This is a genomic window from Streptomyces sp. NBC_01335, assembly GCF_035953295.1.
Lineage (GTDB): Bacteria > Actinomycetota > Actinomycetes > Streptomycetales > Streptomycetaceae > Streptomyces.
Genome location: NZ_CP108370.1, coordinates 3563957 through 3582705, shown reverse-complemented (window position 1 = coordinate 3582705; position 18749 = coordinate 3563957). Strand labels below are relative to the sequence as shown.

At 72.5% G+C, this 18749-nt stretch carries 19 protein-coding genes and 1 pseudogene; 8 read left to right on the top strand and 12 right to left on the bottom strand.

All coding sequences use genetic code 11. The annotated features are described in order from the left end of the window. Nucleotides 1–406: 406 nt before the first annotated feature. Both OG599_RS15390 and OG599_RS15385 read right to left on the bottom strand, forming a co-directional pair. Nucleotides 407–553 (bottom strand): hypothetical protein, encoded by a 147-nt coding sequence (locus tag OG599_RS15390; RefSeq protein ID WP_327180295.1) that lies wholly within the window; start codon nt 551–553, stop codon nt 407–409. Nucleotides 554–582: 29 nt separating this feature from the next. Then, a pseudogene (locus OG599_RS15385) lies at nt 583–828 on the bottom strand (MerR family transcriptional regulator); the annotation flags it as partial. 251 nt (nt 829–1079) lie between these two features. Here OG599_RS15385 and OG599_RS15380 point away from each other — a divergent pair. From OG599_RS15380 to OG599_RS15370, 3 genes are all read left to right on the top strand, one after another. Then, the gene (locus OG599_RS15380; RefSeq protein ID WP_327176550.1) at nt 1080–1604 is read left to right on the top strand and encodes a helix-turn-helix domain-containing protein; all 525 of its coding nucleotides are present in this window, start codon (nt 1080–1082) and stop codon (nt 1602–1604) included. A gap of 18 nt (nt 1605–1622) precedes the next feature. Continuing rightward, nucleotides 1623–2291, top strand: a complete 669-nt coding sequence (locus tag OG599_RS15375) for a hypothetical protein (protein ID WP_327176549.1) — start codon at nt 1623–1625, stop codon at nt 2289–2291. A gap of 241 nt (nt 2292–2532) precedes the next feature. Continuing rightward, nucleotides 2533–2868: a DUF2516 family protein gene (locus OG599_RS15370; protein ID WP_327176548.1), complete on the top strand. Its 336-nt coding sequence runs from the start codon at nt 2533–2535 to the stop codon at nt 2866–2868. On the opposite strand, the gene OG599_RS15365 is transcribed toward OG599_RS15370, so the two are convergent. The 3 genes from OG599_RS15365 to OG599_RS15355 all read right to left on the bottom strand — a co-directional run bounded on the left by OG599_RS15365 (nt 2850) and on the right by OG599_RS15355 (nt 6830). Then, nucleotides 2850–4256, bottom strand: coding sequence for a PP2C family protein-serine/threonine phosphatase (locus OG599_RS15365; RefSeq protein WP_327176547.1), 1407 nt, complete (start codon nt 4254–4256; stop codon nt 2850–2852). The genes OG599_RS15370 and OG599_RS15365 overlap by 19 nt on opposite strands. A 414-nt stretch (nt 4257–4670) precedes the next feature. Beyond that, a complete protein-coding gene (locus tag OG599_RS15360; RefSeq protein ID WP_327176546.1) occupies nt 4671–5729 on the bottom strand; it encodes an NlpC/P60 family protein in 1059 nt (352 codons plus the stop codon). A gap of 303 nt (nt 5730–6032) precedes the next feature. Next, complete coding sequence (locus OG599_RS15355) at nt 6033–6830, bottom strand: class I SAM-dependent methyltransferase (RefSeq protein ID WP_327176545.1); 798 nt, start codon at nt 6828–6830, stop codon at nt 6033–6035. 353 nt (nt 6831–7183) lie between these two features. Here OG599_RS15355 and mshA point away from each other — a divergent pair, with 353 nt between their 5' ends. The 4 genes from mshA (at nt 7184) to OG599_RS15335 (ending at nt 11889) form a co-directional block, all read left to right on the top strand. Further along, entirely contained in the window at nt 7184–8560 is a 1377-nt protein-coding gene (mshA, locus tag OG599_RS15350) for a D-inositol-3-phosphate glycosyltransferase (protein WP_327176544.1), read from the top strand. Nucleotides 8561–8626: 66 nt separating this feature from the next. Continuing rightward, nucleotides 8627–9187: a YbjN domain-containing protein gene (locus OG599_RS15345; RefSeq protein ID WP_327176543.1), complete on the top strand. Its 561-nt coding sequence runs from the start codon at nt 8627–8629 to the stop codon at nt 9185–9187. A gap of 103 nt (nt 9188–9290) precedes the next feature. After that, a complete protein-coding gene (locus tag OG599_RS15340) occupies nt 9291–10799 on the top strand; it encodes a hypothetical protein (RefSeq protein ID WP_327176542.1) in 1509 nt (502 codons plus the stop codon). Between the two features lie 292 nt (nt 10800–11091). Then, nucleotides 11092–11889, top strand: a complete 798-nt coding sequence (locus OG599_RS15335; RefSeq protein ID WP_327176540.1) for a hypothetical protein — start codon at nt 11092–11094, stop codon at nt 11887–11889. A gap of 110 nt (nt 11890–11999) precedes the next feature. Here OG599_RS15335 and OG599_RS15330 read toward each other — a convergent pair whose 3' ends face one another. The 6 genes from OG599_RS15330 to OG599_RS15305 form a co-directional block, all read right to left on the bottom strand. Next, complete coding sequence (locus OG599_RS15330) at nt 12000–12242, bottom strand: hypothetical protein (protein WP_327176539.1); 243 nt, start codon at nt 12240–12242, stop codon at nt 12000–12002. Continuing rightward, nucleotides 12239–12487 (bottom strand): hypothetical protein, encoded by a 249-nt coding sequence (locus OG599_RS15325; RefSeq protein ID WP_327176538.1) that lies wholly within the window; start codon nt 12485–12487, stop codon nt 12239–12241. The genes OG599_RS15330 and OG599_RS15325 overlap by 4 nt, the downstream gene beginning before the upstream one ends. 166 nt (nt 12488–12653) lie before the next feature. Next, complete coding sequence (locus OG599_RS15320) at nt 12654–13586, bottom strand: hypothetical protein (protein ID WP_327176537.1); 933 nt, start codon at nt 13584–13586, stop codon at nt 12654–12656. Next, entirely contained in the window at nt 13583–14848 is a 1266-nt protein-coding gene (locus OG599_RS15315) for a glycosyltransferase family 4 protein (RefSeq protein ID WP_327176536.1), read from the bottom strand. The genes OG599_RS15320 and OG599_RS15315 overlap by 4 nt, the downstream gene beginning before the upstream one ends. 149 nt (nt 14849–14997) lie before the next feature. Then, entirely contained in the window at nt 14998–15546 is a 549-nt protein-coding gene (locus tag OG599_RS15310; protein WP_327176535.1) for a YcxB family protein, read from the bottom strand. 212 nt (nt 15547–15758) lie between these two features. Then, entirely contained in the window at nt 15759–16520 is a 762-nt protein-coding gene (locus OG599_RS15305) for a phosphoglyceromutase (protein ID WP_327176534.1), read from the bottom strand. A gap of 323 nt (nt 16521–16843) precedes the next feature. Here OG599_RS15305 and OG599_RS15300 point away from each other — a divergent pair, with 323 nt between their 5' ends. Then, nucleotides 16844–18193 carry an MDR family MFS transporter gene (locus OG599_RS15300; protein WP_327176533.1) on the top strand — a complete coding sequence of 450 codons (1350 nt, stop codon included), beginning with the start codon at nt 16844–16846 and terminating at the stop codon, nt 18191–18193. A 166-nt stretch (nt 18194–18359) separates the two neighbouring features. On the opposite strand, the gene OG599_RS15295 is transcribed toward OG599_RS15300, so the two are convergent. Continuing rightward, nucleotides 18360–18509 (bottom strand): hypothetical protein, encoded by a 150-nt coding sequence (locus OG599_RS15295; protein ID WP_266705998.1) that lies wholly within the window; start codon nt 18507–18509, stop codon nt 18360–18362. Between the last annotated feature and the right edge of the window lie 240 nt (nt 18510–18749).

The following is an 18749-nucleotide window of genomic DNA, read 5'->3' as shown; positions in this document are numbered from 1 at the left end:
GCCCGCGTACATCCAGTACGCGGGCGGTCCTCCGCCTTGCGAGGCACCGCACCGGACACCGCCCGCTGATCCGACGCGAATTGTCAGACACGGCCTAGGGGCTGTACGGCATCTGCCGTGTCCTGTCCCAGAAGGCTGTGGGCAGGGTGAGGCTCTGAACTGCGTTGCCTACGGTTGGGTGGGACAGGTTGGCGGCCAGTGTCCCGCTCAACCGTAGGCCGCGTGGTGGTTCACGCGCGTAGCCAAGCCGGCAGACGCCTTGGCGTCGGTTGCGAGGTGCTGGCGGCCATGGGTCGGGGAGCGTGCTTGGCTCTCCTGGCTTGTCGGGCGAGTCGGTACTCGTCGGCTTCACGGATGAGTTCCTGAGAGCGGATCTGGTGCAACTCGAAGTGCATGCCGCTCGCTCCTACTGCTGGAGCTCCACGACATCGGCGACCACGCAGCTGACGTTGTCGGGGCCGCCGGAGCCGTTGGCGAGCGCGATGAGTTCGCGGACCGCCTGCTCGGGCTCACTGATCTCGGAGAGCACCCGGTGGATCTCTTCGGTCGGCACGACGGTCGACAGGCCGTCGGAGCAGAGCAGATCTCCTGGGCTGCCGCGGCTGATTCCAGCATGCTGACGTGCTGGATGCGAGTCAGGGGCATCCCCAGGCGCCGTAGCCAGGCGACGAGCCGGGCCTGGTCCAGTTGTTCCGGTGCGTAGCGGCGGTAGCCGGTCACCGGGTCGACGCGAGCGGGGGTCAGCAGTCCGAGCTCGTCGTAGAGACGCAGCGCCTTCGGCGACAGGCGGGACGCTTTCGCGAATGTCCCAATGGTCAGCAACCCCATGCCCGCTCCTCCTCATGCCGAGCACTTCGCCCGGCCCCACCGATGCTGTGGCTTCCCCCAAGGTGAAGGTCAACCAGCGGGTCTCCGGCCGAACAGTGGTGGTCCTCTTGCCCGGAGACGAGCGGGACTGCCCACACATCACCGGACCGGACAGCTGTTGCCGCGCGTCACATCGACCGTCACGCAACACGCACCACACTTTTGCAAGCAACCGCTTGCAATTGTTAGCACCCTCGACGCATCATCGAACCATGGCATCACTCAACGTCGGCAACCTGGGCGAGTACCTCCGCGAGCAGCGGCGCAGCGCGCAGCTCTCGCTGCGGCAGCTCGCGGATGCCGCCGGGGTGTCCAATCCGTATCTCAGCCAGATCGAACGCGGCCTGCGCAAGCCCAGTGCGGAGGTGCTCCAGCAGGTCGCCAAGGCGCTGCGGATCTCGGCCGAGACGCTGTACGTGCGCGCCGGGATCCTGGACGAGCGGGAGCGGGACGAACTGGAGACGCGGGCGGTCATCGTGGCCGACCCGTCGATCAACGAGCGGCAGAAGAACGTGCTGCTGCAGATCTACGACTCGTTCCGCCGGGAGAACGGTTATGTCCCCGATCCGGACGTTTCTGCTGATACCGATGCTGATACCGATACGGCGGACGGCGAAGGACCCGGCGATGCGGGGACGACCGACGGCTCCGCCAGGAGCGCCCGCGCACCCCGTACGACCGGCGGCAGCGATGCCGCGGACTCCGCAGATTCCGCAGACCCTCACAACGAACTCTGATCCGGGAGGACCACAGTCATGGCCATCACCGATGACCTGCGCAAGACCCTCACCGACCCCACCCCCCTCTACTTCGCCGCCGGTACGGCCGAGCTCGCCGTGGAGCAGGCGCGCAAGGTGCCGGGACTGATCGAGCAGCTGCGGGCCGAGGCGCCCGAGCGGTTCGAGGCGGTACGCAGCACCGACCCGAAGGCCGTGCAGGAGAAGGTCTCCACGCAGGCCCGCGAGGCGCAGGCCAGTGTCCAGGCGAAGGTCACCGAGGTGATCGGTTCGTTCGACACCGACCTGCGCAAGCTCGGCGAGACGGCTCAGGACCTGGCGCTGCGCGGCCTGGGCGTCGCCGCCGAGTACGCGGTGCGGGCCCGGGAGGCGTACGAGAAGGTCGCCGAGCGCGGCGAGCAGAGCGTGAAGGCGTGGCGCGGGGACGCGGCCGACGAGATCGTCGAGATCGCCGCCGTCGTGGAGGCGGACCCCAAGGCCGCCGAGCCGAGGACCGCCCAGCCGAAGGTGGCGCCCGGGGCCACCGGGCCGAAGCCCGCGGCGAAGCCGGCGGCGGCCAAGCCGGCCCCGGCGGCCGCGAAGCCCGCTCCCGCCGCCAAGCCCGCCGAGGCGAAGGCCGCCCCGGCGAAGCCGGCGCCCGCGCCGCGCAAGGCGGCGGCGAAGAAGTCCACCCCGCCCGCGAAGTAGCGGAGCGGGCCGGGGCGGGCCGCCACGCAGGCGGGACCCGCCCCGGAGCCGGTCGGGCGGGACTTTCGCAACGCGCCCCAAGGCGCGGCCCGCCCGGGGTCCGGCCAGGAGACCGGCCCCGTCAGGGCGGTACGGGCGTGTTCCGGCGCGGAGCGGGCATCGTGCCCCTGGCCGTTCGCCGTCCCGGTACGGTTGCCACAGGTGCCAGAAGGCGCTCACCCACGACGAGGCGGTGCACATCATGTTGCTCAGCGGATTCGGCACAGTCATCCAGCTGCTGTACCTGCTCATGCTCGCTCTGGCCGTGGTGGCCCTGGTCTTCGCGTCCATCGCGCGCGAGGACGCCTACCGGGCGGCCGACAAGAAGACGAAGAAATTCTGGGTGATCCTGCTCGCCGTCGCGGTGGCCGTGAACCTCTTCGTACCGATGCTCTTCCTGATCCTCGCCGCGACGGTCGGGTCCATCGTGTTCCTGGTGGACGTACGGCCCGCGCTCAAGGCGGTGACCGGTGGCGGCAACCGGCGCGGCGGGTCCAGCAGCGACGGCCCGTACGGTCCCTACAACGGCGGGCGCTGAGCCGGTACGACCGGTACGGCGGCCGCGACGGCCGACGGCACGGGGTGGGTTCGCACGGCGAGCCTGCCCCGTTTGCGTGTCCGGTCCCGCTCACGGTCGCGGTCCCTGCTCCGGTCCCGGTCGCGGTCCTTGTCGCGGTCGCGGGAGAGCAGCAGGACGGCCACGTCGTCGGTGAGCTCGCCGCCGTTCAGCTCCCGCACCCGGGAGACGGCGGCGTCCAGCAGCTCCTCGCCGCGCAGGCCCCGGCCGAGCTGTTCGTCGACCATGGCGACCATGCCGTCCTGGCCGAGGCGCTGGTTGCCCTCGCCGATGCGGCCTTCGATGAGCCCGTCCGTGTACATCATCAGGTGCCAGGCGCCGCCCAGCTCTACCTGGCGCCGGGGCCACCGGGCGCGCGGCAGCAGGCCGAGCGCCGGTCCGCCGTCCTCGAAGGGCAGCAGGCGCGCGGTGCGCCCCGCCCGGGAGATCAGCGGCGCCGGGTGTCCGGCGAGGCAGAGCCCGGCGCGACGGCCGTCCGGCGCGATGTCGACGGTGCAGAGCGTCGCGAAGATCTCCTCGCTCTGCCGCTCGTGCTCCAGGACCTGCTGGAGCGTGGAGAGCAGCTCGTCCCCGCAGAGCCCGGCCAGCGTGAGGGCCCGCCACGCTATGCGCAGCTCCACCCCGAGGGCCGCCTCGTCCGGGCCGTGGCCGCAGACGTCGCCGATCATCGCGTGCACGGTGCCGTCCGGGGTGCGGACGGTGTCGTAGAAGTCGCCGCCCAGCAGCGCGCGGCTGCGGCCGGGGCGGTAGCGCGCGGCGAAGCCGAGGTTGGAGCCGTCCAGCAGCGGGGTGGGCAGCAGGCCGCGTTCCAGGCGGGCGTTCTCCTGGGCGCGCAGCCGGGACTCGGTCAGCTGGTGCTGGGTGATGTCCGCGCGCTTGCGCTGCACGGCGTACCGGATGGCGCGGCTCAGCAGCCGGGCGTCGAGCTCGTCGCGGAAGAGGTAGTCCTGGGCGCCGACGCGCACCGCCTCCGCCGCCAGCTCCGCGTCGTCCTCGGCGGTGAGCGCGAGCACCGCGTGCTGGGGCGCGATCCGCAGGACGTGCAGGAGCGCGGCGAGCTCGTCGGCGCGCTCGGAGCCGCCCCCGTCGTCCGCCGTGGCGCGTGCGCCGGAGCCGCCGGGCAGCGAGAGGTCGAGCAGGATGCAGTCGACGTCGTCGGTGAGGAGCCGGCCGGCCTCGGTGAGGTTGCGGGCGGTACGGACCCGGACCCGGGTGCCCGCCGCCGCGGGAAGGTCCGGGAGGGAGAAGGTGCCCGTGGGGTCGTCCTGGATCACCAACAGGGTGAGGTCGGCTCCAGTGGTGGTCTCCGCAGCGGGTACGGCTCGCTGCTGAGGTACGGGTGCGGGCATCGGTTTCCGGGTTCCTTCCCTCCCCCCGAGGGCGCGGGCGGGACGACGATCGACGACCTGCCAGATCGGGACCATAGCGTTCGGCGGGCCGGGAGCGGAATGGCGCCCGGGGACGCGCCGGAGTCATATGCGCAGTCATAAGCCGCGTCCTGGCACGGATCCGGCGCGATGCACCCCTCCGTCGCGGGCAAGGGCGCCATGACAAACATCACGCGGGCGTGTACGTGCGTGGGGAGTTGGTCACACGCCCGCGCACGGCCCGGATCGCACGCCCGGCGCGCGGCAGTCGTACATACCCCGGCGCGCGCTCACCGGTACCGAACCGGTGCGCGCTCATCCGTACGAGATCAGCGGGCGCGGGCCTGCGCGTCATCGGTGCGGGCGCGGGCCTGCGCGGCATCGGTACGGGCGGGCCTACGCGTCCGGGCGCACCACGCCGAGGATCTCCATCGAGCCCGCCCCGGCCAGAGTGACGTTTCGCCCGGGGCGCGGGGCGTGGACCACCATGCCGTCGCCGACGTACATCCCGACGTGGGTCGCGTCGCTGTGGTAGATGATCAGGTCACCCGGGCGCATGTCCCCGATCGCGATGTGCTTGAGCTGCGCCCACTGCTCCTGCGAGGTGCGGGGGATCGGCCGCTTCGCCGCCGCCCACGCCTGGGAGGTCAGGCCGGAGCAGTCGTACGAGCCGGGGCCCTCGGCCCCCCAGACGTACGGCTTGCCGATCTGGGCGAGCGCGAACTTCACGGCGGCCTTGCCGCTCGGGCTCGCCTCGCGGTTGATGTCCTTGAGGGCGCCGGAGCTGAGCCAGGAGGACTGGGCGGCGGCCTGCGCCTGCCTCTCCAGTTCGAGGAGGCGGGCGCGCTCCTTCTCCTCCAACTGCGCTTCGAGCTTCTTCGCCTCGTCGATCCGGGCGTTGATCTCCTTCTTCGCCCGGGCCTGCTTGAGGCGGCCGGCCTCCAGCTTGTCCCAGTTGTCCTGCGCGTCCTCGGTGTACAGCTCCAGGTCCGCCTGGGCCCGCGTCAGTTCGGCCAGTACGGAGGTGGAGGCCTGCTGGCTCTGGCGTATCTGGTTGAGGCCGTACAGGAAGAGCCGGGGGTCGGTGCTGAGGGCGAGCTGCGCGCCCGGCGGCAGGCCGGCGTTGCGGTACTGCTCCCGGGCCTGGGAGCCGATCCGGTCCTTCAGCCGGGCGATCTTCGAGCGGCCGTCGTCGATGGCGCGGCCGAGGTCGCCCAGCTCGGCGGTCTGCTTCTTCACCTGCTCCTCGGCCAGGTTGTACGCGTCGGTCGCGGCCCCGGCCTTCTCGTAGAGCTGATCGATCTCCGCGCGCACCTCGGCGAGGGACTTCGTGGCGGGGACCTGCTGGGACGAGGGGGGCGGCTCGGGTGCGGCCCAGGCCTGGACCGGCGCGGAAAGCACGGCGAGTGCGCAGACCACGGTGATGGCGGCTGCGGCACAGTGACGTCGCTTCACGGACGAACTCCCCCTCAGGCACCCCGGCGCAAAGGCCCGATAGCGCTCATGTGACTTACTGTCAGTAACTTTTCGGCAACGTCGCGATCGTGCCATGCCGTCCCGAAAAGCAACAGGGGGACCGGGCGAAGGACGCGTCACACGGACGCAACACGGCGTGCCTTTCCCCTCCCTTTCCCCCCAGGTCCCGAACGCGTCCCCTCCTGTACGCCCCGCGCACATCTCCGAGCACGCGCCGGGGGCACGCCGGACTGCTGCCGGAGCGCGCTCCGGGTGGTACGCCCGCCGCTCTCGCCCCCGCTCTCAGCCCCGGTCCGCGCCGCCGCCCGGGCGCAGGGCCTCCCAGGCCACCGTGAGTTCGCCCTGGCGCCAGCGGCGCGCGTCGTCGCGGAGCGGCCAGTCGGCCGCGAGCGAGCGTGCGGCGGCGATCCAGCGCTGGCGTGCGCCGAGGGAGGCGTACGGGGCCGCGGTCGCCCAGGCCCGGTCGAAGTCGCGGAGGAAGGCGTGCACCGGCTCGCCGGGCACGTTCCGGTGGATCAGCGCCTTGGGAAGGCGCTCGGCGAGGTCGGAGGGGCGGTCCAGCGAACCGAGCCGCGCGGCGAACGTCACCGTGCGCGGCCCATCGGGCCCCAGCGCCACCCACACGTGCCGGCGCCCGATCTCGTCGCAGGTGCCCTCCACCAGCAGCCCGTCCGGGGCGAGCCGCGCGCACAGCCGCTCCCAGACGGCGGCGACCTGGTCCTCGTCGTACTGGCGCAGCACGTTCGCCGCCCTGATCAGGGTGGGCGGCTCGGCCAGCGGGACCTCGAAGCCGCCGTGCCGGAAGGCGAGCCCCTCGCGGGCGTACGGCTGCGCCGCCGCGACCCGCTCCGGGTCGATCTCGACGCCGACCACGCGGGTGCCCGGGGCGACGGTACGCAGCCGCGCCAGGAGCTCGACGGCGGTCCAGGGCGCCGCCCCGTAGCCGAGGTCCACCGCGACGGGGGACTCCGCGCGCCGCAGCGAGGGGCCGTGGGCGGCGGCGATCCAGCGGTCCATGCGGCGGAGCCGGTTCGGGTTGGTGGTCCCGCGGGTCACGGTGCCGATGGGGCGCTGGTGCATGCGGTCGAGCGTACGCGGCCCGCCCGAGGGCGGTGCGGGGCGTTCGTATACGAGGAGTGCGGACGAGTGCGCGGGCGTGCGTACGGAACGTGCGCGCCCGCGCGCGATTGCGGGTAGGCGGCAAAGGGGGCCCGCCGGAGCCGCGCGCGCCGGTCCGTACCCCGTGGACGGGGGCGGAGGGGGTCCCGCACGGGCGGAGAGCGACATCGAACGGACGGAGAGCGCCGATGGTTGACACGGCATGGCAATGATTTGGCAAAGGTGGAAATGAATCGGGCGCGTTTCGCTGTTTTGCCCACGAAGGGACGTCCGTCCCTTCCATGGCATGCCCTGAGCGAGGAGGTCCGGACGACGTGAGTCGTGACGTCTCCCGATTCGGCGGCGGCCGCGTGGCGCCGCGCCTGCGGTTCCCGGGCGGGCGTGGCAGCGGTCTGGCGGCCGGGCTCACCGGCGGGCACCGCAGACCGCGCAGGATCGCGATGCTCTCCGTGCACACCTCGCCGCTCCACCAGCCCGGCACGGGCGACGCCGGCGGCATGAACGTATACATCGTGGAGCTGGCCAAGCGCCTCGCCGCGATCAACATCGAGGTGGAGATCTTCACCCGGGCCACCACCGGCTCTCTGCCCCCGGTGGTCGAGATGGCGCCCGGGGTGCTGGTCCGGCACGTCGACGCGGGGCCGTACGAAGGGCTCTGCAAGGAGGATCTGCCCGCCCAGCTCTGCGCCTTCACCCACGGCGTGATGCAGGCCTGGGCCGGTCACCGCCCCGGCTACTACGACCTCGTGCACTCCCACTACTGGCTTTCCGGCCAGGTCGGCTGGCTGGCCGCGCAGCGGTGGGGCGTCCCGCTGGTCCACGCCATGCACACGATGGCGAAGGTCAAGAACGCCGCGCTGGCGGAGGGGGACACCCCCGAACCGGCCGCCCGGGTCATCGGGGAGACCCAGATCGTCGACGCGGCCGACCGGCTCATCGCCAACACGGCGGAGGAGGCCGACGAACTCGTCCGCTTCTACGACGCCGATCCGGGCTCCGTCGCCGTCGTCCACCCCGGCGTGAACCTGGAGCGTTTCTGCCCCGGCGACGGGCGGGCCGCCGCGCGCGCCCGGCTCGGGCTGCCGCAGGACGCGCTGATCCCGCTCTTCGCGGGGCGCATCCAGCCACTGAAGGCGCCGGACGTGCTGCTGCGCGCCGTGGCGGTGCTCCTGGAGCGCGATCCGTCGCTCCGGTCGCGGCTCGTCGTCCCGGTGGTGGGCGGCCCCAGCGGTACGGGCCTCGCCAAGCCGGAGGTCCTCCACAAGCTGGCGGCCAAGCTCGGCGTCGCCGACGTCGTACGGTTCCAGCCGCCGGTCGGGCAGGACCAGCTCGCCGACTGGTTCCGGGCCGCGTCCGTGCTGGTCATGCCGTCGTACAGCGAGTCCTTCGGGCTGGTCGCGATAGAGGCCCAGGCGGTCGGTACGCCGGTCGTCGCGGCGGCCGTGGGCGGACTGCCGGTCGCGGTGCGGGACGGCGTCAGCGGCTTCCTGATCCCGGGGCACGACCCCGAGTCGTACGCGCTGGCGCTCGAACGGTTCGTCCGTGCGCCGGAGCTCGTCGACCGGATGGGCGCCGCAGCCGCCGCGCACGCGCAGTCCTTCGGCTGGGGCACCGCCGCCGCCGCGACCGCCGACGTCTACACCGGCGCGATGCAGGACCACCGCCGCCTGGTCCGCTCCCGCCAGGGCTGAGGCCCCGGGTGCCGGGCCCCACCGGTCGGCAGGTGCTGCGGGTGCGCGCTGTCGTACGCTCGCACCATGGCTGAGGCAGTGGACGAAGCGGCAGTGGCGCGGATCATCGAGGCGACCCTCGACGACGCCGGCCTGGAATGGGAGAGCCCGGAACCCGGCAACTACGTCGTCAAGCTGCCCGGCACCCGCAAGCTCTCCACCACCTGCTCGCTCCTCGTCGGCAAGCACTCCCTCTCCCTCAACGCCTTCGTCATCCGGCACCCGGACGAGAACGACGCGGCGGTCCACCGCTGGCTGCTTGAGCGCAACCTGCGCCTCTTCGGCGTGAGTTACGCGGTGGACCGGCTCGGCGACATCTACCTCGTCGGCAAACTGCCGCTGAGTGTGGTCACCCCGGACGAGCTGGACCGGCTGCTCGGCACGGTGCTGGATGCGGCCGACGGGTCGTTCAACACCCTGCTGGAGCTGGGCTTCGCGAGCGCCATCCGCAAGGAGTACGCCTGGCGGGTCTCGCGGGGCGAGTCCACCCGGAACCTCGACGCGTTCGCCCACCTGACCCGGCGGCCGGACGCGGGCACGGGCACGGGCTTGGGCACGGGCCCGAACGCGGGCACGGACGCGGACTGACCGCCATCGGGCTCCGAGGCGCCCCGGAGTCCGGACGGTGTGTCATCTCCCCCCGACGGGGCAGATGTCCGTGCGTCCGCGTCCACCTACCCGGAGCCACCGCGTGCCCAGTCAGCCACGTTCTGCCGTGCCGCGCGGCTTCCACTGCGAGCACACCCCCGGCGAGAGCCGGGTCCTCGCGCTGGTGGACCAAGGCCCGCATCCCGCCACCCTGCACGCCGTCCTGGCCTGCCGCACCCCCGAACTCGCCGACGAGGCCGCCCGCATGCTCCGGCAGGCCCTGCGCGCCTCCGCCGACACGTGGGACCCGAGGTCGCCGGAGGAGCTGTGCGCACGGCTGCCGGACCGTGCGGCCGAGTCCCTGCGCACCGCTGTCGGCCACGCCCTCGCCGGCGTCTGGCCGCTGGACGGCGCGCCGGGAGACGGGGAACGCGGGGACGGGGAGCACGGGTACGGGGGGTACGGGGACGGGGAGCACGGGGACGGGGAGCACGGGTACGGGCGGGCCGCAGCCCCGGACGCCCGGCTCGCCGAGCTCTCCGGCCCGGTCTTCCGGATCGCGCTGCTGCGGGAGTTCCACGTCCACGACCGGCGGGCGCTGATCGAGGCCGCCGCCGACGAGGGCTGGGAACCGCTGCCGGCCGACCAACTGGACGCCCACGACCGGCAGGACCTCATCGGCGCCACCCAGTGGCTCGCCGAGCACGGGGGAGACATCGCGGGAGCGGACACCCTCGCCGACCGCAGCCAGGCCTACCGGCTCACCGTCGACGAGGACGACGAGCTCGCGGGCTGGAGCCGGGAAGCGGTGGTGGCGGACTTCGGCTCGGGCTGGCTCCGTGGCGAGAAGGCCCACCGGGCCGCGGAGTCCGGAGGGATCGCGGAGTCCGGGGGGATCGCAGGGTCCGGGGGGATCGCGGGGTCCGGAGGGATCGCGGAGGCGGCCGGAGCGCCCGGGGAACCCGAACGGCCGGACTTCCCCGCACTGTTCGCGGTGGACGCCCCGCACTGCGCGGACCCGGAATGCGGGGAGGAGCGCTGCCGGTGGCACCTCACTCCCTGTACCGCCGCAGCCCTCCACGAGGCGCTGAGGCTGCTGGCCCGCCGCGCCCGCGAGGACGCCGCGGCGCTCGGTGACCGGCCTCTCGCGCCGGGCGGGCTCGGCGAGAAGGCCGGGGTCTTCACCCGGCTGCCCAGGGTGACGTTCGGCGTCGGCGCGGCCTGGCGGCTGCGCTTCGCGCGGGCGGTCGAGAACATCGGGGGCGACCTGGCGGACGGCTGGTGGCCGGAGCCCACCTGCACGGCCGAGGAGGTGGCCCTGCATCTCGCCATCGAGGACGCGCGAGACGCCGCGGAGGCCGGGACCGCCGCCGGGACCGGGACCGGTTTCGGTGGAACCCTCCCGTCCCACCGGGACGACCACGACTTCGACGCGTGCGCCGAGATGTTCTTCCAGGACACCGACGTGCTGATGCTCTACGACGCCGGTCTGGACGGCGTGGAGGATCCGGAGGACGAGGTCAACAAGCGGCTGGGCATAGGCGACCTCCGGCCGGCCGCCTGGTTCGAACCCTTTCTCAACGTCACGCCCCGCGACGAGGACGCCATCTGAGGCAGTCCCGCCGTCACGGGCCCCGGCCGCCCGGGCGGGTCCACTCCATGACGACCCGTCGGTGGCGGAAACCTGCTGGTCCAAGCGGTCGTGAGGCATGAATGCTCTCGAAACGGTCGGAGAATTCACAGGGTGATCACAGTGAAATCACAATCACGCCAGAGGGTGAAGGTGAACCACGGGCGGGCAAATTTTCGGTCATAGAGTGTCGCGCAGTGCGACGATCCTGCCGCGACCGCGTGAACGGATAGCCGGGCAAGGGTTGTTGCTCCCGAAATAGGAGAAATGAACCATGCGCGCTGCCACCGTCCGTCGATCCGCCCTCGCCGCCTCCGTCGCCTCCCTGGTCCTTCTGGTCACCGCTTGTGGAGGCTCCTCGGACGAATCGGACAGCGCCGACAAGGCGACCGGCTCCTCGAAGTCCTCCGCGTCCGCTTCCGCCGGGGCGGAGCAGGCCCCGGTCAAGGCGCTGACCGCCGCCGAGCTGGAGAAGGCCGCGCTGGTCCAGGGTGACGTCGCGGACCTCAAGATCGAGAAGGCCGCCGGCGACGACATCGTCGAGCCCGAGGCCGTCACCGTCGACAAGGCCGCGTGCCTGCCCTTCGCGCAGGCGCTGTTCGCGGCGGCCCAGGGCAAGCCGGTCGCCTCGACCTCGCGCAGTGTCGAGTCCGAGGCGAAGACCACCGGCGCCGACGCCACGTCGGACGACGCTGCGGCCTCGGTGACGGGCGGGGACCACACGGAGCTCACGCTCTCCTCGTACGAGGGCACGGGCGCGGCCGACGTCCTCGCCGCCGTCCGCACCGCCGCGACCGCGTGTGCCTCGGGCTTCAGCGTCACCGTGAGCGGCGACGCCCAGAAGATCTCCGGGATCACCGAGGAGAAGGTGACCGGCGGCGAGGAGCAGGCCGCGTGGACCATGGCGGTGGAGCAGGAGGGGATGAAGGTCCCGTTCGACCTCGCGGTGGTCCGCCAGGGCAGCACGGTGAGCACCTTCACCACCCTCAACGTGACCGCTTTCATGGGCAAGAAGGTCAAGCTGACGCAGCCGCAGCCGGTCATCGACGCGCAGGTGAAGAAGCTCGGCTGACGCGGCGTCGGACGAAGTGCGACGGCCCGGCAGCGACGCGCGCAGGCGTCGCTGCCGGGCCGTCCGGCTGTGCTCCCCGTGCCGTACCGCTGCCCTGCCCCCGACCGGGTTCAGGGCAGCGGTACGAGGCGGACGACGGTGACGGTGAGCACCGAACCGGAGACGTAGTACAGGACGATCGCGCCCGCCACCGTCGCCTCGCGGCGGTCGCGTTCGCCCTTCACGGCCGTGGAGCCGTGACCGTACGGCGCATGACCCAGGGTGCGGGCCATCTCGCCGCGGAACGGTTCGACGTCCCGCATCTTGGCCAGGGTGTCATCGGCCGGCGGGGCGTAGGAGATACGGAAACTCAAGCCACGCTCCGCCTCTCGGCCTCGTCCCGCGCCAGCCGGTCCAGGATGCGTTCGGCCTCGGGATCGGGGACCGCCTCCAGCATCCAGTGCCGCATCACGGCATGGATCTGGTGCACCCCCGCCTCGTTGACGGCGCGGTCGAACTCGTCGCGTCTCCCGTCGGGGAGCGCGGCGCGGATGGCCGGGATGCTGTTGGGGACCTCCACCTCGGTACCACCGACGAAGGTCTTCAGAGACTCGCCCACAGTGTTCTCCCCGATCTCCTTGTGCCTCGGCCGGCAAGGTGCGCCCCGTCGGCGGGGCCCGGGTACGCGTCCGCGCCGGGCTCCGGAAAGGCGCCCCCCACGGTAGTGGGTGGCGGACCCGAGCACACCGGGACGTCCACCCCCTCCCGCGACATCGGACGGAGCGTCAGTCGGTCGTGACCTCCACCGACAGTTCGTTGTCCAGCGTGTAATAGGTGCGGGCCGTAGTGCCGTTGAGGCTGACCGCCGGATGGACGTACACCTTCTTGCGGTCCGCGACGTCGTCCAGCAGACGCGCCACCCGGATCGGCCGCGCGCCCGCCTCCGTCCGTACGAGCACGTCCCACACGCCCGCACCGCCACCGGGTACGTCCACCAACTCCCGCTGGGAGAAGGTGAACCGCACGCCGTCGCCGCCATCCGCGTGCAGCTCGGTCTCGCGCACCTCGCCGGCCGCTCCCCGCAGCCGCAGCAGGGCCGCCGAGCCGGTACCCGGCCGGGGCCCGAAGAGCCGCGCGCGTACGGTGGTCGACTCGGCACCGACCTCGATGCGGTCCACCTCGACGTGGGCCGACCGCAGCCAGGTCCGTACGGCGAGGGTCCCGTCCGGCGTGGCGAACGGCACCCGTACCGCGAGCGGCAACGTCGTCCGCCCCGGCTCGCGGCCGGCCAACAGCGCCCGCAGGTCGCGTACTCCCGCGAGCAGCGGCGTACGCTCCGCGTCCGGCTCGGGGAGGACGAAGAGGTCCCACCGCCCCTCCGCCAGCGCCGGGACCGGTTCGAGCACGGCCCGCCAGGAGCGCTCCGGATCACCAGGGAGGGCGCCGGGCCGTCCACCCGGCTCGTCAGGCTGATCCGGCTGGTCCGGCTCCAGGTCGACCAGCCGGGTGATCGACTCCGGCTTCCCCTTCGGGGGGCGCAACCGCAGGAGCAGCCGCGGGCGTTCGGCCGTACGGGGCTCGAACCCGAACCGCACCACCATCCGGCCGTCCCGGTCCACCGAGCAAGCGGCGCGCGGGAGTTGGTCCGGGACGGCTGTCGTGCCGCCGTCCCGCGCCGGCCCGGTGTCCTCCGCCGCGTTCGCCTTCGTCTCCGTCATCGCCGCTTCGCCTTCCGTACGGTCTTCAGCAGGGTGCGGGCCCCCGCCTCCAGGGTGTCCCGGGCCGCGTACCCGCGCGGACCGAGCGCCAGAGCGGTGCCGGTGTCCGGTGCGGCGGGGCGCCCGGTGGTCCGGGCGGTGGCCAGCCCCTCGAACAGGGCCTCCGCCCGCGCGACGACCGGACCGGGCGCGTACCGGCGGGAGTTGTCCAGCGCGGCGCGGCCCATCCGGCGGCGCAGCTCGTCGTCGCGGACGAGGTCCAGCAGCGCGGCGGCCAGCGCGTCCCGGTTTCCGACCGGGACCAGCCGGCCGTCCTCCCCGGGCCGGATGATCTCGGCGGGCCCGTGCGGGCAGTCGGTGCTCACCACGGGGAGCCCACAGCGCATCGCCTCGACGATCGTCATGCCGAACGGCTCGAAGCTCGAAGTCGCCGCCGCGATCGACCCCTTGACCCACTCGGCCTCCATGGGTGCGGCGGCGCCCATCAGGAACACGTTGTTGTGCAGGGCGAGTTCGTCCACCAGGCGTCGCAGCCGGTCGTGCTCCTCGCCCCGGCCGTAGATCCGCAGCTGCCAGTCGGGACGCTCGGCGGCCACCTTCGCGAACGCCTCGATGAGCAGGTCGTACCGCTTCACCCGCACCAGCCGCCCGGCCGCGACCACGATCCGCGCGTTTCCGTCGGCGGGCGGGAGCACGGGGTCCGGCACGCTGTTGGGCAGCGCCTCGACGCGTACCCCCGGCAGCCGCATCGTCCGCCGGTAGGCGTCCGCGTCCGCGTCCGAGACGGTGGTCAGCGCGTCCAGCCGCCGGTACGCCCGGCGCAGCACCCGGCGCAGCGCGGGCGGGTGGCTCTCCACGGTGAGATGCTCCTGCCCGACCCGCACGGTGCGGTCGGGGGCCTGGAGCGCGAGGTGCACGTTGAGCCCGGCACGCGTACCGATGGCGACGTCGGCGTCCGTGCCCGTCAGGAACTCGGCGATCCGGCGGTCCGTCAGCGCGTTGTACTGCCCGTACCGGTTCTCCGCGCGCGGGAACGCCTTCGACGGCTGCCCGAACAGCGGGTGGTCCTTCTCCCGCCGCAGGTCGATCAGCGGCCGCAGCCGGATGCGCGGATCGAGCGTGAACGCGGGCACCTCCCGGTGCCGGTTGACCGAGACGATCTCCACCTCGTGCCGCTCGGCCAGTGCGTGGGCCAGGTTGAACGTGGTGGAGATCGTCCCCCCGATCCCGTACGCGTTGTGAATGAGAAAGGAGATCTTCATGAACGGCAAGACAGCGCCGGGAGGCCGGTAGTTGCGGCCGTTACTCCTTCGTGAGGGGCGGCCACGGCCGATCGGCCCAAACGCCCGGGTGTGGCAGTACTTTCACGGACGGCACGCGAGGCGGGCCCTGGGCCGGGTCGGGCCGGCGCTCAGACGCGCCGAAGGTGCTGTGCGAAGAGTGCGCGGGCCCGGACCAGGTCCTCGGGAGAACGCGCACCGCGCTTGGGTACGACGAAGAAGTACTCCGCGCTGCCCGTGAGGACGAACAGATCGGGCGTCTCGAACCACCACGGGTAGGTGTTCCAGCTGGTGGTGCCGCTGTTCTCCCCGGACGAGCCGGTGGTGGTCAGCCCGTCGGCGGTGAGCGTCGTGCGGCAGCGCCCGAGAGCCGCGTGCTCCTCGTACTGGGTCCGTGTCCGGTTCCTGCGGACCCGCTGTCGCACGTAGAAGAGGGCGATGACGCCGACCACGCTGACGCCGATCGTCCTAGCTGTGCCGAAGTGCCAGGACAGTGTGCGGGTGGTGATGATCGCGGCCCCGAACAACGCGGGAAGCCACAGACCACCGGTGAGGCCGTGCCGGGTCCTGAGGGAGAACCTCGTCCGGGCCTTGTCGTAGTCCGCGGCGGTCGGGAGGTAGTCGAACAGGGCGGTGTCCGGTGCCGCGGATTCGGCCTGCCCGGCTTGATCCATCTTCATGACGGCTGAGAGTAGGGCAGTTCGCGTGTACGGCGCAGCCACTCCTGAGGCACCGGACCGGCCCCACCGGGAGGGAGGTGGAAGCCGGCGGGACGGTCGCAGCCTCCCGGGGACTCGGACACGCGTCCATGGCCTGCGGCGGGGCAGGTCGGGGCCACGAAAATGCCCCCGCCCCGCGCCGTACGCGCGGACCGGGGGCACGATCGCGGAATTTACTTCTTCTTGCCCTGGTTCTTCACGGCCTCGATGGCGGCCTTGGCCGCGTCGGGGTCGAGGTACGTGCCGCCCGGCTTGATCGGCTTGAAGTCGGCGTCGAGCTCGTAGACGAGCGGGATGCCGGTCGGGATGTTGAGGCCCGAGATCTCCTCGTCGGAGATGCCGTCCAGGTGCTTGACCAGGCCGCGGAGGCTGTTGCCGTGGGCGGCGACGAGGACGGTCTTGCCGTCGAGCAGGTCCGGGACGATGCCGTCGTACCAGTACGGCAGCATGCGGACGACAACGTCCTTGAGGCACTCGGTGCGCGGGCGCAGCTCGGTGGGGATCGTCGCGTAGCGCGGGTCGTCGCTCTGCGAGAACTCCGTGCCGTCCTCGAGGGCCGGCGGCGGGGTGTCGTAGGAGCGGCGCCACAGCATGAACTGCTCCTCGCCGAACTCGGCGAGGGTCTGCGCCTTGTCCTTGCCCTGGAGCGCGCCGTAGTGGCGCTCGTTCAGCCGCCAGGAGCGGTGGACGGGGATCCAGTGGCGGTCGGCGGCCTCCAGCGCGAGCTGCGCCGTGCGGATGGCGCGCTTCTGGAGGGAGGTGTGCAGGACGTCCGGGAGCAGCCCGGCGTCCTTGAGCAGCTCACCGCCGCGCACCGCTTCCTTCTCGCCCTTTTCGGTGAGGTTCACGTCCACCCAACCGGTGAACAGGTTCTTCGCGTTCCATTCGCTCTCGCCGTGGCGGAGGAGGATCAGCTTGTACGTCGCGTCGGCCATGAGCCCGAGCGTAATCGAACCTGTACCCCCTTCGCGCGTCCGGCCACTGGACGGACAAACAGGTACACAGGCGAGCGGCGAGGGGCGCACATGAGGGGCGCCGGAGGGTGGCCCGAAGGCCACTGTCCAGGCCCCGCCCCGCGCCCCACCTGGGCAGCGAGCCGCACCCCGCCGGGCCGACGATTGACGGCTGCCGTCAATCGAGTGGCGGTCGGGAAGCCGCTCTTCGTAATGTTCGATCAGCTGCCGTACCGCTTACCGGGCGCGTCCGTGCGGCACTCGTCCCGCACCTGTTCCCGCTCGCGCCACCTGGGGGTACCCGCATGTCTGTCGCCGGTCTACGGAGAGCCGCGCACGGCGCGGTGTCCGGGATGCCCCGGGAGTTCTGGTGGCTGTGGACCAGCACGCTGGTCAACCGGCTCGGGGCGTTCGTCGCCACCTTCATGGCGCTCTACCTGACGCTGGACCGGGGCTACTCCGCCTCGTACGCGGGCCTGGTGGCCTCCCTGCACGGTCTCGGCGGGGTCATCTCCTCGCTCGGCGCCGGGGTGATGGCCGACCGGTTCGGGCGACGGCCGACCATGCTGATCGCGCAGGTCTCGACGGCCCTCTCGGTGGCGGTGCTCGGGCTGATGGAGAACCCGGTCGCCATCGCGGGCGTCGCGTTCGTCGTCGGTATGGCGAGCAACGCCTCACGCCCCGCCGTCCAGGCGATGATGGCGGACATCGTGCCGCCGAAGGACCGGGTGCGGGCCTTCTCCCTGAACTACTGGGCCATCAACCTCGGCTTCGCCGTCTCCTCCGCGGGGGCGGGGTTCATCGCCGAGTACAGCTACCGGATCGGCTTCTTCGTCGAGGCGCTGCTGACGCTGTGCTGCGCCGCCGTCGTCTTCCTGAAGGTGCCGGAGTCCCGGCCTGACCACGCCCCGGTGGCGTCGGCCTCCGGCGGTCGGGCCGCCGGGCCTGCCGGGATCCGGCTCGCGGACGTGCTGCGGGACGGGCGGTTCATGGGGGTGGTCGGCCTGTCGTTCCTGGTCGCGCTGATCACCCAGCAGGGGTACGTGGGCCTGCCCGTGGCCATGGGCGCGGACGGGCTCACCAGCTCCGACTTCGGTACCGCGATCGCCGTCAACGGCCTGCTCATCGTCGTGCTCCAGATCCCGGTCTCCCGGTTCCTCGAGAGCCGTGACCCGCGTCAACTCCTCATCGTTTCCACGATCTTCCTGGGGTACGGGTTCGGCCTGACGGCCTTCGCGGGCTCGGTCGCCGCGTACGCGCTGACGGTGTGCGTCTGGACCCTGGGCGAGATCGTCAACGCCCCGACCCAGTCCGGTCTGGTGGTGAAGCTGTCGCCCGCCCAGGGCCGGGGCCGCTACCAGGGGGTGTACACGATGTCCTGGTCGGTGGCGGCGCTGATCGCCCCGCTGATGTCCGGCGTCGTGATCGACCACTGGGGCGCGTCCTGGCTCTGGATGACCTGCGCCCTGCTCGGTACGGCGACCGCCCTCGGCTACTGGCTGCTGATGCGGGATCTGTCGGCGGACGAGGAGCAGGAAGGCCGGGCGCCCGCAGGCCGCATCGTGGAGACCGGCCAGCCGGCCGTACCGGCCCCTGCCGTCGAGCCGACCGCGCGCTTCGACGCCGGAGACCAGCCTCTTCAGGCGCAGGCGTGACGGGCGGCGGGACCGCGTCGGCTCCGGAGCCGCGGATGCCCGCGCCCCGGCTCCTCCGGGTCATGGCCGACTACGCCTGTCACCACCCTGCCTGAGCGGCCACCGGCTGTACGCCGACGCGACGCGCCGTCGTACAGCCGGTGGCCGTCCTCCGGATCGGGGCCGGTCAGCCGCCGCACTGGCAGGGCGAACCGGACTGGCAGCCGCAGCCGCAGCCGGAGCCGCAGCCGCAGGCGCCGAGCACGGTCAGGCGCACCACTTCGGTCGGGGTCTCCTGCTCGGGGTCGGGCAGGGGGGAATCGGCCGCATGTGCCATGAAGTCCTCCTCAACGCGTACCACCGGGCGGGGCGGGAGAGCCGCCGCGCCGGTGTCGTACGCCCGGTGCGCACGACAGGGGGCGTACGGGATCGGTCCCGGCCCCCGTCCATTGCATGCCCAGCCGGGCGGGCGCATCAACGGCGCACACGCGCAGAGATTCCGTGCCCCTCCGCACGGCCCGCCGGCGCCGTCGCGCGCCGGATCGCACTGCGGGCGGTACGGAGCGGAACCGGGCGG

Bases quoted from the DNA above. Each gene is read 5' to 3' on its own strand.
- OG599_RS15380 (WP_327176550.1), top strand. From the start codon at position 1,080: ATGGCATCACTCAACGTCGGCAACCTGGGCGAGTACCTCCGCGAGCAG.
- OG599_RS15375 (WP_327176549.1), top strand. From the start codon at position 1,623: ATGGCCATCACCGATGACCTGCGCAAGACCCTCACCGACCCCACCCCC.
- OG599_RS15370 (WP_327176548.1), top strand. From the start codon at position 2,533: ATGTTGCTCAGCGGATTCGGCACAGTCATCCAGCTGCTGTACCTGCTC.
- OG599_RS15365 (WP_327176547.1), bottom strand. From the start codon at position 4,256: ATGCCCGCACCCGTACCTCAGCAGCGAGCCGTACCCGCTGCGGAGACC.
- OG599_RS15355 (WP_327176545.1), bottom strand. From the start codon at position 6,830: ATGCACCAGCGCCCCATCGGCACCGTGACCCGCGGGACCACCAACCCG.
- OG599_RS15345 (WP_327176543.1), top strand. From the start codon at position 8,627: ATGGCTGAGGCAGTGGACGAAGCGGCAGTGGCGCGGATCATCGAGGCG.
- OG599_RS15335 (WP_327176540.1), top strand. From the start codon at position 11,092: ATGCGCGCTGCCACCGTCCGTCGATCCGCCCTCGCCGCCTCCGTCGCC.
- OG599_RS15320 (WP_327176537.1), bottom strand. From the start codon at position 13,586: ATGACGGAGACGAAGGCGAACGCGGCGGAGGACACCGGGCCGGCGCGG.
- OG599_RS15315 (WP_327176536.1), bottom strand. From the start codon at position 14,848: ATGAAGATCTCCTTTCTCATTCACAACGCGTACGGGATCGGGGGGACG.
- OG599_RS15310 (WP_327176535.1), bottom strand. From the start codon at position 15,546: ATGAAGATGGATCAAGCCGGGCAGGCCGAATCCGCGGCACCGGACACC.
- OG599_RS15305 (WP_327176534.1), bottom strand. From the start codon at position 16,520: ATGGCCGACGCGACGTACAAGCTGATCCTCCTCCGCCACGGCGAGAGC.
- OG599_RS15300 (WP_327176533.1), top strand. From the start codon at position 16,844: ATGTCTGTCGCCGGTCTACGGAGAGCCGCGCACGGCGCGGTGTCCGGG.
- OG599_RS15295 (WP_266705998.1), bottom strand. From the start codon at position 18,509: ATGGCACATGCGGCCGATTCCCCCCTGCCCGACCCCGAGCAGGAGACC.